Here is a 15856-nt window from a genome sequence, read left to right as displayed (position 1 = left end):
AATGTTATGAGAATTGATCGGCGCATTACCAAAACCCAACAAGCTATTAGAAAAAGCTTTTTCGATTTATTAAGTCACAAAAAAATTAATGAAGTTACGGTTGCCGATATTACTAAAAGAGCTGATATTGCCCGTAGTACCTTTTACCTGCACTATGAAGATGTCTATGATTTATATGATCAAATTATCAATAATTTATTAAGTGGATTAACCAATCGCTTTGATCGGCTCTATCCAGCCAGTACTTTAGCTTCAAATTTCAAAAATTTAATGCAAGAATTAATCAATTATGTAGCTGAACAAAAAAGTTTTTTCCAAGTATTATTCAAAAAAGATAGTGAAAATAAATTAACCAATAATTTAATTAATTTATTTACCAGACGAATTTTAAAAATTGAAAAAATAACTCAAGCTAACAAACAAGCTTACTTTGAAATTTTATTTACCGTAACTGGCGCAATCAATATTTTCATTAATTGGTTGATGCGTGACTCGGACACAGCACCCTATGAATTGTCCAATATTTTGAATCAAATTTTAATCAAACTTGAATAAAGTTATTATCTGAAAAATATCACCGACACTGGGCAGATTTACTGTTATAATGGCAAGGGATAATTTATCCTTAATCTATTCAAGAAAGCATAAGAAAGAAGCGATTTATTTGAAAATTATTTTAGCTGGTGATCACGCTGGATATGAACTAAAAAAAGAAATTGCAGCACAACTAACTGCGATGGGCCATACAGTTAAAGATGCCGGACCATTTAGCGGCGATTCAGTTGACTTATCTGATTTTGTTTACCCTGCATCCCTTGCAGTAGCTAAACATGAATACGATCGGGGAATCTTTATTGATGGTGTTGGTTATGGCAGTGCTTTAATTGCTAATCGGATTTTAGGAATTGATGCCGTTGTCTGTCAAGATCCGTTTTGTGCTAAATTAGCTCGTCAACACACTAACAGCAATGTTTTATGCTTGGGGGGCAAAATCATTGGGTCTGCAATTGCAGCTGAAATTGTTAAGACTTGGATGACAACTGATCCATTAACTGAAGAGAAATACTTGCGACGCAACAATAAAGTTAAGGAAATTTCTAAACGTCATTTAAGAAGTCTCGATGAAATTAAGTTTTAATTAACATCAATTTAGATTAAATAAAAAACTCTTCAATCAAGTTAGTTTTTTCAATACTACTTGACTTTGAAGAGTTTTTTTAACATAGTTATTTATTTTTCTTACGTTTTGTTTCGTGAATCAAACGTAATGCTCGTTTTTTAGTCTTTTTATTGGGGCTCTTTAATTTACGATAGGCCCCTGCTAATGATTCTTTTTCCATTTTTCACCTCCAATAACTATTTTGTTTCCACAAACCAGGCTTTACGCATGAGTTTTGGTGAATACTTTTTTAATCGCAGTCTCTCAGGAGTATTTCTTTTATTCTTACTGGTTAAGTAAATCCGTTCGCCAGTCTCTTCACACTCTAAGATTACATGTACTCTCATTTTCTATTCCAACCTTCCACCTAAAAAATCTTGGATCTGCTGTTTTTCAATTTCAGTAAAAGCAGCTCCTTTCAGTTCATGAATTAAAAAATTTTTAAACTCAAGCGTAACTTCCCAAAAACCATCAAACTTTTTAAAGTCTTGAGCAAAATTGCCAAAAACTGGATAAAGTTCTATGAATTCTCGCCAAGTCAAATCTGATTTTTCAACAACCTCTGTTACCCAGCCTTGCTGCAATGCTTGTTGAGTTGGATTACCAAACTCATCAATAATTTGGTCTTTGACTAACGCTCGATAAACTTGAGCTTGATAAGCGGCAGTAATTGGTTCTCCCGCCGCTAATTCTGTTACGGCCTGTTCAACTAACGGAGGATAAATTATTGAATTCATAATGTTAGCTCCTGCGATTTTTAATTTCTGTTAATGAATAATGATGGCTACGATGATACTCTCCTGTTTTAGGGTCAAGTGAAATTGCCGGTTGTTTAAGTTTTTGTTGTGTTCGCCGTTGTTTTTTACGTGATTTTGAAGTTTTTCTTGCTGGAACTGCCATAATTTATTCTCCCTTTACCAACTAGCTTTTTTAACTCCTGGAATTTGGCCCTTTAATGCCAATTCACGAAAGTTTAGTCGCGACATTTTGAATTTGCCTAGATAACCATGTGGTCGTCCATCAAGCTGATCACGATGGTGCAGCCGAACAGGTGAACTATCACGTGGCAATTTAGCTAACGCCTGATAATCACCACTGGCTTTCAATGCTTGACGTCTAGCAGCAAATTTTGCAACTAAAGCTTCTTGACGCTTTAATTTTGCAATTTTCGATTTCTTTGCCATAAAAAACATCCTTTCTTTCTGACTAATAGTAATAATTACTCTTAACAGTATATGATATTTTTTTCTCTATGTAAACAGTAATAATTACTTTTAAAATACAGCTCAGAAAAAAAGACCCTGCTATTTGAGGCATACCTCTAGTATCTGTAGAATAGATATTAGGGGAATTATTTATATTTATGTTTCAATTATTGGGTTGCCTTTTTTGAATTTTTTGATAATTCTTTTCAACTTGAGATATTTATCCTGACTGGCGTTCGTTTGTTTATCTTTAGAATAATGTTTAATCCAAAGATAAATATTTTCATCTGAAACACCACATCTGCTGGTAAGATATTTTACCTTTTCTCCATTTCGACAAAGAAATAAAATCATATTTTGTAGCCATAGAGGCTGACAAAGATGTTCTACCAAAAATTGTCCAAAATCTATACTAGCTCCATTTACAACTCACGCCTGAAGAAAGAGGAAAAATCAAAGCAAATTTCAAAGTTGGAAAATCACAGACAGATATTGCCATTCTTAATTACTCGAAGTTGTCAAACCATTGCGTGACACCCATTCAACAACGTAATTTTGACTGTCTCTTTTTCAGTCAATACTTTGTCGAAAACAGTCATATTCTTCTTGATAAAGCCCCTCAAAAATCCCACTTTACGGATTTGAAAACATCTTGTTGGCTTTTTTTCAAACTGTTTAAAATGGCTCTCAATCATGAGCTGCGTACGAACCGTATTGACTGCTTTATGTATGCCTTTAAGACAGTTAGTGTGTACTTGTTTACGTCATGATCAAGTCTGCAATAATCATTAACAATAATTAAACATTTATTTGCCCTACCGGCTGTTCTGTTTAAACAAAAAAAGTTCGGGAAAAATCCCGGACTCGATGTATTTCCAAATATCTCTGGTATCTAAATGTACGTCAAAAAACAGTTAACAAAACTACCAGCTGAATTCTTCTTTAAAGATATTTTTACTGCTGACGTGAGCATGAGCTAATACTCGTTCCCAATGATGAATTAGCGGTACTGGGCCGCTAAGCAAAAATAACGTTTGTCTTTCCCAATTTTTCGGCAACCGGCTTAAAATAAAATTATCCGCAAATCTCCCTTCCTGCCAATACCCAGTAAAGTTAGCACTTTGATTCCACTGACTTAATTGTTTTCGATACAATAAGTCGCTCTCCTGGTGAGCCGAGTAAAATAGATAAATCTGACGTGAAAAATTTTCGGGGATTAAGGAAAATAACGGTGTTGCTCCGATTCCACCAGTAATCATAACTAAATTAACAATTTGCTTGTGTTCATCGATAAATTCTTGATAGCGACCAAAGCCACCCATAACCTTAACTGGCGTTCCAACCTTGATTTTTTTCAGTTGTGAAGTAAAATCACCGTCAGCTCGAATAGTTAATTTGAATTCTCCCACTCGATTGGGCAGACTTACTAACGAAAAAGGATGCAGTTCTCGCAGTTGCGGCACACTTGGAAAAGCTAAGAAAACAAAATCTCCTGCTTGCAAATCAAGCTGCTGGCTTTGCTGGCCGCCTAAAGTTAATTCTTGGATCTGATCTGATAGCGATAAATTACGAATTAATTTAACTTCAGCCTGTCCTTTACGGCCATACCAGCTTACTTTACTAAACAGATAACTGACTGCTGCTAGCAAACTTAGACCATTAAACCAAATCATAAATGGAGTAATTGAAGTAATATAGTCTATCAACTGCACGTGAATGAAGACTAAAACTACTGCTACAAGCAATAATTTATGAATCCACATTGTAACTTCATGTTTAAAAATAATTTCAAGACTCTGCTTGAATTTTCTCAACCAAAACCAGCGACTAGTCAACCAACCAGCTAAAAACAGCAACGAATAACTAATTGTCCCGATTAAAATGAATAGCGCCAAATTACCGGTTTGCTTAATTAAACCACTTGAAGTCAATCCGATCTTGTGTAACCAAGACAACGCTAAAGCTGCCAATGCTAATATTCCATGAAGCTGGTAAATGCTCGGAAGACCAATTAACCGGTCCAACCAACGCGGTTTAGTACTTAGATAAACAACTGCCAGCATCCAAGCGTAGGCAATTGCCCCACTATAAATCGCTACAGCTTCATTCGAAGACACACCCTGCAGTCCCTCAGCCAGTGTCTGAATAAAAGGAAGTGGAATAATAAAGAAGAAACTAAACCAAAAAAGGATTAGTTTATATTGAATTTTCCGCAGCATCTGCTAGCCTCCCTTTTGAAAATGGAATTGTACTTGTCGGCGTAATCAATACTCCACTTAATTGGTTTGTTTTTAAAAGCTCAAGAAAATTTTGCCGACCAGCTGTCAGTGCCGCCGTTGCCCAGATATCTGCCCAGGTCAAACTATCAGTAATAATTGTTGCTTGTAACAATGAGTGATCTGTTAAATTGGCAATATGTTGTCCGCGTTTACTGAAACCAGAAGTAGCAATCGCCCCATCCTTCATTTGATAGACAGCACTTAACTTTTGCAAGTTGTTAGGATTTTCAATTCCAACTTCCCAATAAAAAGCACTATCAGCCCGGGTCCTAAATTGCAAATCACCACCGCCATTTAACGAAATACCGACAACTTGACTATGCTGTAGCAGAAATGGAACCAGTAATTTATTAAAGATTTCTTCAATGGACCATCCCTTAACTAAACCGGTTGGATCATATTTAGCTGCATAATAAGGATCAAAGAAACCGGTTGTCAGCTTAGCCGCCATCTCAGCCAGCCCAAAAACCGTTCGGAAGCTTTTATTTTGCATTACTTGCAAGTCACCTTGCTGATATTTTTTTAATAATGAATCTTGTTTAAATGGTGAAAAGATTCGGTCAATATCTTGTAAATTCTGCTGGATCTGTTTTGCTAATTGATTAACTTCTTGCTCAATACTTGGTGAATTTTTTTCACAAACAAGTGTTAAGGTAAATGGCAAATTCATCTCGTTGATTAACCGATCATAAAATTGGTAGTCTAGTTGTTTTGGTCCCATGTTAATCATCTCCGATCAATTATGATATTTAAGCTTGCCGTGCTTGCATTAATGCGCTCTGTAAAGAGCCAGTAAAACCTTTCCAAGTTTCAGTTGCTCCGGAAACTTGATTAATACTTGCAGATTGTTTCTTTAGTGCTTCTTGCTTGTAAATCGGCAGGGACTGCTGATTTACCTCAACCGAATGTGAATGTGTGTCTGGATATTTGAGTACAGTAATCTGACTAATCTTGCTATTAGTGATTTTAACTTTTAACTGCACATTTCCCCACGCAGTTGCCGTACTCTTGCCGACATATTCACCATCTTTATACGTTTGCTGACTTCCAGGTTGACTGGAAGCTGTTGCATTGCTCAAACTCGTACTTGCAGCTGTACTTGTGCTGCTTATCGTACTCTTTTTGCTGCTTAGCGGCTGAAAGAACACAAAATAACCATCCAAAGCCATTGCTACTGCAATGGCTAAAGATAAAAAAACTGCTGCTACTTTACGACACATAATTATTCCTCGCCTTCAAACACAAGCTAATTAATTCCTTTTTTTAGATAATATGCTAAATTATGCTGTGGAACTACTTACAATTTATGAAAACTGTCTGAGAAAACCTCAGAAACTACTGGCAAGTAACTGGTATAATAGCATTTGAAGAAAAAAACAATAATTATCTTTATCAAAAAATTAAACTTTTCAAATTAAACACATTATTGATTTCGACGCTTAATCCATTAGTATTTAGAATTATTTTGGAGGGATTTATTTAATGAACAAAACTGTTTTGTTAGTCGAAGATGAACCTGGCTTAGTAGCTTCTTTAAAAAAAGAATTGCAATTTGAAAATTATCAAGTTTTAACTGCCACTGACGGTTTGGCAGCTTTAACTGCTTTCAATAAAAACCGGCATTTAATCGACTTGATCATCTTAGACTGGATGTTGCCTAAATTGGACGGATTGGGTGTTCTCAGACGAATCAGACGCGACTATGATGTACCAATTATCATGCTAACTGCTCGCGACTATACTGGAGATAAAGTTGCTGGCTTAACTGGGGGTGCTGACGACTATGTTACTAAACCATTCGACATTGAAGAATTGTTAGCTAGAATAACTGCCGTTTTACGGCGACCAAGGCAAACATTGGCTAGTTACCAAATTTATCAGTTGGATGATCTAACCTTGGACACCCAAAAACGTCGAATTAGCCGCGGCAAACATAACATCCAATTGACCCAACGGGAATACAACTTACTAACCGAAATGTTTAAAGTAACCGGCAAAGTTTTTACCCGAAATGAATTATTGGACTTAGTTTGGGGAAGTGAATTTGAAGGCGATCCGAATATCGTGGATGTATATATCCGCTACTTACGAAACAAAATTGATAAGTTTCCTGAATGCAAAAAATTAATTCACACCATTAGAGGTGTTGGCTACTCCTTAACGGATGACTGATAGGAAGTGAATTTTAAATGCGGACTCATTTAAAGAAAAATCAAAACAGCGATTCAATCATGCTGCGAAGCTTTCTCCTGCTGCTAACGGTAGTCATTGTAGGTTTCAGTATTATTACCAGTGTAGCTGTCGGTCATCAACTGCTTGAAACCAGTCGAACAACTTCAAATAATATTATTAAAAGCTTAAAGCGAACAGTAATTGATAGTGATCATGACTGGAAACAGTGGCGCTTCAACAGCCTGTTGGACACCAGTACCAGTTATGTCCGAGTTCGAAATACTCGCCGACATATTACAACGCAAAACTACTATTCACCAGGTACTCGGTCACTATTAAAAATTAAGCCGCAAAAAATTTTTTTCATTCATGGATTATACTATCGACCACATGTTGGTTTTTTGCTCTATAATACCGGCCATGCTAAGGGAATCAGTTATGGTCTATGGACAAAATTAAATTCCCAGTTGGAAATTCTGGAAAGAGTAATTATTATCACAGCGGTTGTTTTAGTCTTAATCTTACTGACACTTCCACTCTATATTCGCGTAATTGCTCAGCGGTTAACTGGTCCGCTAAGCCAGCTGACCAAAACAGCAGAAACGATTTCTATCAAAAAAATTCAAACTGTCGATAAGTTGCCGGTCCCAGAAACTCCTACAGAAGTGAAAAATTTAGCACTCAGCTTTAATCGTTTATTGACAAATTTGTACAGTAAAACCAAAAAAGAAAAAGACTTTGTTGCAAATGCGGCGCATGAGTTGCGAACTCCAATCGCAACTATCCGCAGCCATGTTCAATTAATCAAGAGACATGGTCGTGACCATCCGGAGATCGTTCAAGATTCACTGCATTATATTTATAAAGAATCGGAACAAATGTCAATTTTAATAGATGATCTGCTGGCACTATCGCGTGCTGATAAGATGACTTTGATTTATCATAATTATGATCTCAGTGCATCCCTCCAACAGATTGCTCAAGAGATCGCTCAGCTTGCACCACAAAAGATAATCACCCGGATCCCAGCTCAGGTTAAAATAACCGGACATTCTAAAAGCATTTCCCAAATCATTATTATTCTTTTGACAAATGCCAGCAAATACTCAGCTAAAGATTCTGTAATTGAATTAAGCTTAAAAAAAGAGGCTGACCAAATAATTATTCAAGTTGCTGATCACGGCATAGGAATTGCTGCTCAAGATAAAAAACATATTTTTGAAAGATTTTATCGGGCAAGTGATGTTCGAGGTACAATTGCTGGAACCGGATTGGGTTTAGCTATTGCACAACAGCTATCCTTACTGAATCATTCCCAACTAATTGTCGAAGATAATCATCCTCAAGGAAGTATTTTCTCTTTAATCTTAAATTTATAAAAAACTGCTTTCTAAAAGAATTTAATTTTTGCCTTAGCTATTATGCCAATCAGCTAGGGCTTTTTTTTGTCGATAAAATTAATCCATCACAACTCTAAAAGAATTTTAGAATTCTCTCAGTACTCTGACCTTTTTAAGACAGCAACAAAACCATAGACTAAAAACAATCCAATTAGATTTTAAATTAATTTTATAAAAATATAAAATTATTAAACTTCATTTTCACGGTAAATACTAGTTAGTGATTATTTAAATGAATAAACATCGGTAACGATCACCATCATTCTAATCATTTCGATCATGCCATTGCTTGATGTTCAAACCGTACCGCTTCTTACTATGTTTAATTGTTTTCCTTTGGATGGTAATAGTGCTTGTTTATCAATAATATTCATCAAAAAATTTTTTGATCAGTTCAACCGCATCTTTGTTAACTGCTTTGAGTTATTGGGAAAATTGAAAACTAACTTATTTCATTAAACAAACTAATTTGAGCATTATCTAAAAAAAAGTTCAAACCTGAAAAAATGACGAACTAAAAGGCAATTTGAAATGTCTTTGAATAACGAACTTACTAAATGGAGGTTTTTTACTACTAATGTTGAATTTAAACAACTTTGTAACTAGCTTGGCTGATCAGGGTAGTTGGGTTGCATATAGTATCATTTTTTTGATTATTCTGTGCGAAACTGGGCTGGTAATAATGCCGTTTTTACCAGGAGACTCTTTATTGTTCCTATGTGGTTCGATTGCCACTCTGCCGCATTCATTTTTTAATGTTGAGTTATTGCTGATTTTACTTTCATTTGCCGCTTTTTTAGGCGATAGTTTGAACTTTGAAATTGGAAACCACTTTGGTAAATCGCTCACTAAACCCAAATGGTCAAAATGGATCAAGCCTAACTATCTAAGAAAAACAAACGATTTTTTTAAATGTTATGGCTCAAATGCTGTTCTTTTAGGGCGTTTTGCCCCGATAATTCGAACATTAGTCCCATTCACAGCTGGAATCAGCAAGATGCCCTATCATACATTTGCTTTTTTCAATGTCTGCGGTGGTATTGCCTGGGTTAGCTTAGGCATTTTAAGTGGCTACTTTTTTGGAAATATTCCGCTTGTGAAAAACCATTTTGAATTGCTAATGATGGCAATTATCGTAATTTCATTACTGCCCATTTTGCTAATAAAATTCAAAAAAAACATCAACTTAACAACATCACATAAGACTTTAAAAGGAAATGATTTGAATGAGAAAAAGTAGAGCATGGTTAGTTATCGGCAGTCTCGCAACAGTTGCATTTATATTTTTAGCAATCAGCGTTAAATTAGAGCCCGCTTGGCTTCAAAACATTGATACTACTACTCAATATTTAATTGCTCCTAAAGTAAAACCGACAACGACAAAAATTATCAGTCTAATTGCACTTTTAGGCAGCCCTGTTTTAGCAATTTGCTGGACCATTATAATTGCTTTGTTAATTTGGCTAAAAGAACACAGACTGACTCATGCCGCTTGGCTAATATTTACTCAGCTCAGCGGCTGTTCAGCTGTCGTAATAATCAAAGAAATAATCCACCGTTTCCGTCCAACGAAAGAAGTTATTCCAGACAGCGGCTTTAGCTTCCCCAGCGGTCACACCTTTGCAACAGCTATCGTTGTCCTAGCAATCCTCTGCTTGATTGTGCCTTGGCTGCAGGATCAAGAAATTCAGTTTACAACTGTGCTGTTGGCAAACGGTTGGCTGATTTTGATCGCCTTTACACGATTATACCTACGAGCTCATTTTTTCAGTGATATCTGTGGCAGTTTTCTCTTCGCACTTTCTTGGTGGGAGTTCTCACGATTACTTTATTTCAAATTCATTCAATCAAAACAAAGCGCTGCTGTTTCAGATACTGTTTCTCCATAAATGTGTTAGGGGAAAAATAAATTTGCTACTAACAATTACTCATGCTCACCAGCTAGTTAAGGAAGGTATACTTCATGAAAATTTTTAGACAATTTTTTATAATTTGCTTGGGAATATCTTTAATTATCGGAATTGTTTCAAATTTATTTTATCCAGCAAATATTAGCACGTCATTAATCGTTATTGCAATTTGCTTAATAATCGGATTTTGTCTGCCAAATTTTAAGCACTGGGCAAATTCGCTTTCCCAAACTACAGCTCTCAAAATCTGCTATTCAATTATGGGTTTGATTTTCATTATTCAAATAATAGTTTTAACTTTTTTCCCGGCAACCGTTTATCATGACCCCTTTCGCGTGCTACATGAGGCTGAATTATTAAGTCGAAATCGCCCTGACTGGGATAATTCTACCTATTTTTGGCGCTATTCGAATAACGTTTCTTTGACCTTTTTTCTGTCTTTATGGTTAAAACTGACTAATATCTTTCACCTTTCCACAAATATCTCATTGCACTTGCTAGCTTTGATAACAGTGGACAGTTTTATCTTTTTGAGTTTTAAGTCTTGCCAAAGATTTTCAAAACATTCGGCCAAGATGTTAGCAATAGCTGCATTTTTTTTATTTTCACCATTTGCTTACACTTATTATCTGCAAGTCTATTACACAGACTTGCCAATTTTAGTAATATTGTTGCTGATTTTCAAACTCCTGGCTGATTGGCCCCAAAAAAGAAGTTCCCAGTTTATCAATGCAGTTATTTTGTTCGGACTAGTTGTTTGTGGTCAACTAATTAAACCTAATTTAATAATTTTAGCAGTTGCCGGATTATTTTTAACATTTAGCTTACTCTTGCAGCAAAAAAAACAATCCTTGAAAAAATTAATAATTCCGCTGGCCGTCATTGGGTTTGCTTTTGCTGCAGCCTTTCCTGCCAGTAGCGCGGTCAACGCTGTCAGCGGCTTTAAAGCTAACAATCGCTATAGTTTCCCGCTGACTCATTGGGTTTGGATGAGTTATAATCCACATGATCACGGGATGTACAACACATCAGACGTTGAAAAAATGATTAGCTTACCATCTAAGACCACCCGACAAAAATATCTAGCAAAAGCTCTGCCAGAACGTTTAAACAGTTTGGGACTTGGTGGCATATTACAGCAATGGGTCGAAAAAGCTGCTGTTTCATTAAATGTCAGTACCCTCCAAGTCGCTTACACCGGCGGCTTTATCCAAGCTCCCAAATTCTATTTAAAATGGCAGCTGCCAGTACACATCTTAAGCCAAGCAATTATGCGAAGTAGCTTTATCTGGCTCTATTTGATCGGGTTAAGCCGCTGCTTGTTTCAGCTCAAGTATCGTTCCAAGCTTGATTCCATTCGTGAACTAGCAATTATTCTTGCTGTCGGCTACATTAGCTTTTATACACTGATTTGGGAAGCTGAAAGCCGTTATGGTCAAGTGCTATTGCCTTTACTCCTGATTATCAATACTTTACCTGGATATGAATTGCGATTCACTTGGAAAAAATCATTAACTGCCAAATTTGGAGCGATCATACTTTGCAACCTTGTCATTTTGAGTAATCTAATCAGCTGGCATACCGCAACAAACCAAATTATTGCCGCTCAAAGAAGTCAGCTTTCTTCACAATACCACGCTAAGACCAGTTGGTTATTGCCGGGAAAATCTGTTTCCCAAAAAATAATCTTCAATCATGACATTAACAAATTTTCAGTCGCCGTACCGCCAAAAGCCCAAATAACCGGAAAATTGATAAATGACCAAACCCAGCAGTGTTACTCGCTAACATCCAGCGGTTCATACTCCGGTATTATAGCAGCCGGATCGTATCATATTTTTTTAAGAAATAATGAGCTTCGATCACAACCAATTGAAATTACTCGGACTGTCAATTATCGACTAACCTCAGCAGTAGTAATGATAAACGGTCAAACGGCTCATTTTACCTCACTGATTTACAAAGGTATTTATAAATCTGAATCAATTTAGCGCGGTCACATTAAAATTTGACTGAACTAACAAAAATAAACCGCCAGCTTAATAAGAAAGCTGAAACGGATTATTTTTTTGCTATTAATTTATAATTTTTTAGCATACTTATTTTTCTAAAAGATTTATTTGTTCCCGATTTATAATCTGAGAATAACACATAAGATAGGTTTTAAAACATCTTATTGGTTGTTTTTCAATATGTTCAAATCTGCGCTCAATCGAATAACTGCCAGATTTTGTCAATCATCGCGAATACTTCGGGAATTGAATAGATAATTTAGGCACTTAAGTTTCAACTAGTTTATTATCTTTTTTGAGCATTTCATCAAATCTTTTGAATTTGCTGTTGTAAAGAAACCATCTCTAAGAGGGCCAGCGCGCATTCACTACCTTTATTGCCTGCCTTACCACCAGCCCGGTTCAATGCTTGATCCATTGTATCTGTAGTTAGAACACCAAACATTACGGGAACAGCTCCTTGGAGTGAAATTTCGGCAATTCCATTAGCGGCAGCGGCACAAACATAATCAAAATGCGCAGTTTCACCACGAACAACTGCTCCTAGAGCAATAATACCTTTAACTCGACCAGACTCGCTTAATAATCTGGCTGTTCGCGGAATCTCAAATGCTCCAGGTACCCAATAAACTTCAATATTTTCCGCCGTCACTCCAGCTTGAAACAAAGTTTGCCGCGCACCTTCCAACAACCGTTTAGTTACTAAATCATTAAATTTGGCAATCACAATTCCAATTCGCTGCTTTTCTCCATCATAATTCCCAACATATTCTTTCATTAGTTGACCTCCTTAAGTAGATGTCCCATCTGTGATTTTTTGGTTTTTAGATAGTCCAAGTTCTCAGGATAAACCTTACCTTCCAAACCAATTCGTCGACATACTTCGATCCCCAAATCTTCAAGTTGATTAACTTTATCGGGATTATTAGTCAATAAGTCAACCTGAGTAACTCCTTTTTGGTGCAAAATTGCCGCTGCTATTCCATAATCACGCTGATCGGCTTCAAATCCTAAAGCCAAGTTAGCAGCTACCGTATCTAAGTTAGCTTGTTGTTGTAATTGATAGGCTTTTAATTTATTCAAAAGACCAATACTGCGTCCTTCTTGTCGCAAATATAAAACTGCTCCATTTTTGGCAGCCGCAATTTTTTTCAATGATAGTTCCAACTGATCACCACAATCACAACGTTTAGACCCTAACAAATCACCCGTTAGACATTCCGAATGCAAACGGAGCAGCAATGGTTGGTCCAGCTTGATCTTTCCTTTAGATATCAACAACGTCGGTTCCTTACCATCAAATGTCGTAAATGCTTCAACTAAAAAATCTCCATAGCGGGTGGGGAGCTTAATATGAACCGCTGAATTTGCAACATCGATATTTTTCAAATAACGATACGTTTGTAAATCCTCAATTGATATCAACGGTAATTGCATTCCTTCAGCAAAAGCTTTTAAATCTTTGCGACGAGCCATTGTTCCATCTTTTTTTAAAATTTCCATAATATAAGCGACTGGTTGCGCACCTGCTAATTTTGCTAAATCAACGGCAGCTTCAGTATGTCCGCCGCGTTCCAAAACACCATGTTCTTTGGCTATCAATGGGAAAATGTGGCCTGGCTGGTAAAAATCGGTTAGTTGAGCTGCTGGATCGGCTAATTTTTTTATTGTGGTTGCTCGATCAAAAGCTGAAATCCCAGTAACCGTCTTTTTAGCATCAACACTCACAGTAAAAGCCGTATGAAAAGCATCGGTAGAGTTGGCACTCATTGGCCGTAATCCTAAACGCTGAGCAACCTGTGGGGCTAATGGAACACATAACAATCCACGTGCTTTCGTCACCATTTTGTTAACGGTTGTAGGGGTGACAAATTCTGCTAAACCAATTAAGTCTCCTTCGGCTTCACGCTGTTCATCATCAGTAACAACTACTAATCCACCCTGTTTTAAAACATTCACCGCTTGCTCTACACGCTCAATAATTTGTTTAGCTTTCATTACTTACCTCCTCTTGTCGCAAAAGATACCGACTTAAAACATCTACCTCAACATTTACCTGCTCACCTACTTGCAAACTTCCTAAGTTCGTAATCTGTTGAGTTAACGGGATCAAACTAACACTGAACCCACTTTGATCAACTGCCATTACCGTTAAACTAACTCCATTAATCGCGATTGATCCTTTTTCAGCGATAAACGGCAAATACTTTTTAGATACTTGAAAAGTCAAAATCAGTGCTGTTTGTTCATTTTCTCGTTTAACCACCATTGCCGTTGTATCAACATGTCCTAAAACAAAATGACCAGCAATCCGAGTTGTCGGCAATAAAGCCGGTTCAAGATTAACTAATGCTCCTTGTCTAATTTTTTGCAAATTGGTTCGCCGCAAAGTTTCTGGCATTAAATCAACCCTAAACTCGGTTGCATCAAGTTGAGTAACAGTTAAACAAATTCCGTTAACTGCAATGCTGTCGCCAGTTTTCTTAGCTAGTTTGGAAGTATCGGAAACAGTAATTGTCAAACTAATCTTTGAAGCAGTTTTTATCAAACCTTTCAAGCGACCTTGTGTCACAATAATTCCGCTAAACATTTGACTCCTCCTTAGTTCTGATAAGTTCAAAGCGAAAATCTTCACCGATTTGTTGCTGATTTATTACTCTGTAGTTAATGAAATTAGGAGTCGCTTTGCCGAATGCTGCTGGTAAACCTATTCCACCAAAAATGTGAGGAGTCAGATAAATAACCAACCGATCAACAATTCCAGCTCCTAAATAATCTGCTTGAATCTGTGCACCACCTTCAATTAGTAATGACTGGATTCCACGCTGATATAATAACTGGATTACTTTTTGTGATGACCACTCATCGTCGGTTAAGACCGTCACCTGTGGCGGCCATTCTCGCTTGGATTTCTTACGACTCAATAACAAAATCGGAGCAGTTGACTTAAACAATCGTAAACTCAAATCAAGTTGATCCGCATCATTAACTAAAACAACTCTGACTGGCGGATATAAAAGGTTAGCTAAGCGAACTGTCAGTTGTGGATCATCGACTTTTAAAGTGTTCTCACCAATTAATATTGCCTGTTGCTGCGCTCGCAATTGCTGCGTATCTGCAAAAGTTGCTGGACCAGTTAAGATACTCCTAACCCCGCTTTGAGCATTGATTTTTCCATCAAAACTCATTGCATATTTAAGAGTAACCCAAGGACGCTGATGCCGATAAAAAAAGTTATAAGCTGGATTCAATTGCTGAGTTTGATTTAAAATTTCAACTTTAATCCCAGCTTGTCGCAAAATTTGGCAACCTTTTCCAGCAACCAGAGGATTAGGATCAAGTTGTCCAATTATTACCCTAGAAAAGCCAACCTCAACTATTTTTTTAGCACAAGGTGGTGTTTTCCCATAATGACTGCAAGGTTCCAATGTGACATACATGGTTGCTCCACGAGCGGCCGCAAGCTTCGTTAGCTGATTTAGTGCGTTGATTTCAGCATGCGGTTCCCCGAATTGATGGTGAAAGCCGCAAGCCAAAATTTCTTGATTTTTAACAATCACCGCACCAACTAACGGATTAGTCCAAGTTTTTCCCTGACCTTTTTTAGCAAGCTCACTTGCCAATTGCATATAATCTCTTTTCGTAACTTAAATCACCCCACAAAAAAAGCCCCGCATTATTTTTTATGCGGGGCAGAATTTTTGAAAGCTAAATAAGAT

Annotated in this window: 19 protein-coding genes; 7 read left to right on the top strand and 12 right to left on the bottom strand. The window is 36.8% G+C overall.

Annotated elements, in window-relative coordinates:
* The first annotated feature begins 6 nt into the window (after positions 1-6).
* Positions 7-555, top strand: a complete 549-nt coding sequence (locus tag G6O73_RS00340; protein WP_057884706.1) for a TetR/AcrR family transcriptional regulator — start codon at positions 7-9, stop codon at positions 553-555.
* 109 nt (positions 556-664) lie between these two features.
* Positions 665-1138, top strand: a complete 474-nt coding sequence (locus tag G6O73_RS00335) for an RpiB/LacA/LacB family sugar-phosphate isomerase (RefSeq protein WP_057884705.1) — start codon at positions 665-667, stop codon at positions 1136-1138.
* A gap of 88 nt (positions 1139-1226) precedes the next feature.
* On the opposite strand, the gene G6O73_RS00330 is transcribed toward G6O73_RS00335, so the two are convergent.
* The 8 genes from G6O73_RS00330 to G6O73_RS00295 form a co-directional block, all read right to left on the bottom strand.
* The gene (locus G6O73_RS00330) at positions 1227-1340 is read right to left on the bottom strand and encodes a putative metal homeostasis protein (RefSeq protein ID WP_162254583.1); all 114 of its coding nucleotides are present in this window, start codon (positions 1338-1340) and stop codon (positions 1227-1229) included.
* Between the two features lie 16 nt (positions 1341-1356).
* Positions 1357-1506 carry a 50S ribosomal protein L33 gene (gene rpmG / locus G6O73_RS00325; RefSeq protein WP_083478411.1) on the bottom strand — a complete coding sequence of 50 codons (150 nt, stop codon included), beginning with the start codon at positions 1504-1506 and terminating at the stop codon, positions 1357-1359.
* Between the two features lie 3 nt (positions 1507-1509).
* Complete coding sequence (locus G6O73_RS00320) at positions 1510-1896, bottom strand: hypothetical protein (RefSeq protein WP_057884704.1); 387 nt, start codon at positions 1894-1896, stop codon at positions 1510-1512.
* Between the two features lie 4 nt (positions 1897-1900).
* Positions 1901-2059, bottom strand: coding sequence for a 50S ribosomal protein L32 (gene rpmF, locus G6O73_RS00315; RefSeq protein WP_057884703.1), 159 nt, complete (start codon positions 2057-2059; stop codon positions 1901-1903).
* A 14-nt stretch (positions 2060-2073) separates the two neighbouring features.
* Complete coding sequence (rpsN, locus tag G6O73_RS00310; RefSeq protein WP_057884702.1) at positions 2074-2343, bottom strand: 30S ribosomal protein S14; 270 nt, start codon at positions 2341-2343, stop codon at positions 2074-2076.
* 944 nt (positions 2344-3287) lie between these two features.
* Positions 3288-4583, bottom strand: coding sequence for an FAD-binding oxidoreductase (locus G6O73_RS00305; RefSeq protein ID WP_057884701.1), 1296 nt, complete (start codon positions 4581-4583; stop codon positions 3288-3290).
* Complete coding sequence (locus G6O73_RS00300) at positions 4561-5364, bottom strand: FAD:protein FMN transferase (RefSeq protein WP_235805033.1); 804 nt, start codon at positions 5362-5364, stop codon at positions 4561-4563. The genes G6O73_RS00305 and G6O73_RS00300 overlap by 23 nt, the downstream gene beginning before the upstream one ends.
* A gap of 28 nt (positions 5365-5392) precedes the next feature.
* Positions 5393-5863 (bottom strand): FMN-binding protein, encoded by a 471-nt coding sequence (locus G6O73_RS00295; protein ID WP_057884700.1) that lies wholly within the window; start codon positions 5861-5863, stop codon positions 5393-5395.
* 262 nt (positions 5864-6125) lie between these two features.
* Between G6O73_RS00295 and G6O73_RS00290 the strand changes: the two genes are divergently transcribed.
* The 5 genes from G6O73_RS00290 (at position 6126) to G6O73_RS00270 (ending at position 12116) form a co-directional block, all read left to right on the top strand.
* Positions 6126-6815, top strand: coding sequence for a response regulator transcription factor (locus G6O73_RS00290; protein WP_057884699.1), 690 nt, complete (start codon positions 6126-6128; stop codon positions 6813-6815).
* Between the two features lie 17 nt (positions 6816-6832).
* Positions 6833-8194, top strand: a complete 1362-nt coding sequence (locus tag G6O73_RS00285; RefSeq protein WP_057884698.1) for a sensor histidine kinase — start codon at positions 6833-6835, stop codon at positions 8192-8194.
* Positions 8195-8792: 598 nt separating this feature from the next.
* Positions 8793-9455 carry a VTT domain-containing protein gene (locus tag G6O73_RS00280; protein WP_057884697.1) on the top strand — a complete coding sequence of 221 codons (663 nt, stop codon included), beginning with the start codon at positions 8793-8795 and terminating at the stop codon, positions 9453-9455.
* Entirely contained in the window at positions 9442-10104 is a 663-nt protein-coding gene (locus G6O73_RS00275) for a phosphatase PAP2 family protein (RefSeq protein WP_057884696.1), read from the top strand. The genes G6O73_RS00280 and G6O73_RS00275 overlap by 14 nt, the downstream gene beginning before the upstream one ends.
* A 596-nt stretch (positions 10105-10700) precedes the next feature.
* Positions 10701-12116 carry a hypothetical protein gene (locus G6O73_RS00270; protein WP_235805032.1) on the top strand — a complete coding sequence of 472 codons (1416 nt, stop codon included), beginning with the start codon at positions 10701-10703 and terminating at the stop codon, positions 12114-12116.
* Between the two features lie 328 nt (positions 12117-12444).
* Here G6O73_RS00270 and ribH read toward each other — a convergent pair whose 3' ends face one another.
* From ribH to ribD, 4 genes are read right to left on the bottom strand one after another with little or no spacing between them, the layout of a single operon-like run.
* Positions 12445-12915, bottom strand: coding sequence for a 6,7-dimethyl-8-ribityllumazine synthase (gene ribH / locus G6O73_RS00265; protein WP_057884694.1), 471 nt, complete (start codon positions 12913-12915; stop codon positions 12445-12447).
* Positions 12915-14135, bottom strand: a complete 1221-nt coding sequence (locus G6O73_RS00260; protein ID WP_057884693.1) for a bifunctional 3,4-dihydroxy-2-butanone-4-phosphate synthase/GTP cyclohydrolase II — start codon at positions 14133-14135, stop codon at positions 12915-12917. Before G6O73_RS00260 ends, ribH begins: the two co-directional genes overlap by 1 nt.
* Positions 14125-14727, bottom strand: a complete 603-nt coding sequence (locus G6O73_RS00255; protein WP_057884692.1) for a riboflavin synthase — start codon at positions 14725-14727, stop codon at positions 14125-14127. The genes G6O73_RS00260 and G6O73_RS00255 overlap by 11 nt, the downstream gene beginning before the upstream one ends.
* A complete protein-coding gene (gene ribD / locus G6O73_RS00250) occupies positions 14720-15766 on the bottom strand; it encodes a bifunctional diaminohydroxyphosphoribosylaminopyrimidine deaminase/5-amino-6-(5-phosphoribosylamino)uracil reductase RibD (protein ID WP_057884691.1) in 1047 nt (348 codons plus the stop codon). The genes G6O73_RS00255 and ribD overlap by 8 nt, the downstream gene beginning before the upstream one ends.
* Positions 15767-15856 lie beyond the last annotated feature (90 nt).

The sequence above is a fragment of the Liquorilactobacillus nagelii DSM 13675 genome, assembly GCF_019444005.1.
Taxonomy (GTDB): domain Bacteria; phylum Bacillota; class Bacilli; order Lactobacillales; family Lactobacillaceae; genus Liquorilactobacillus; species Liquorilactobacillus nagelii.
Note: the sequence above shows the minus strand (reverse complement) of the source record. Positions and strands in the feature narration are given on the sequence as shown.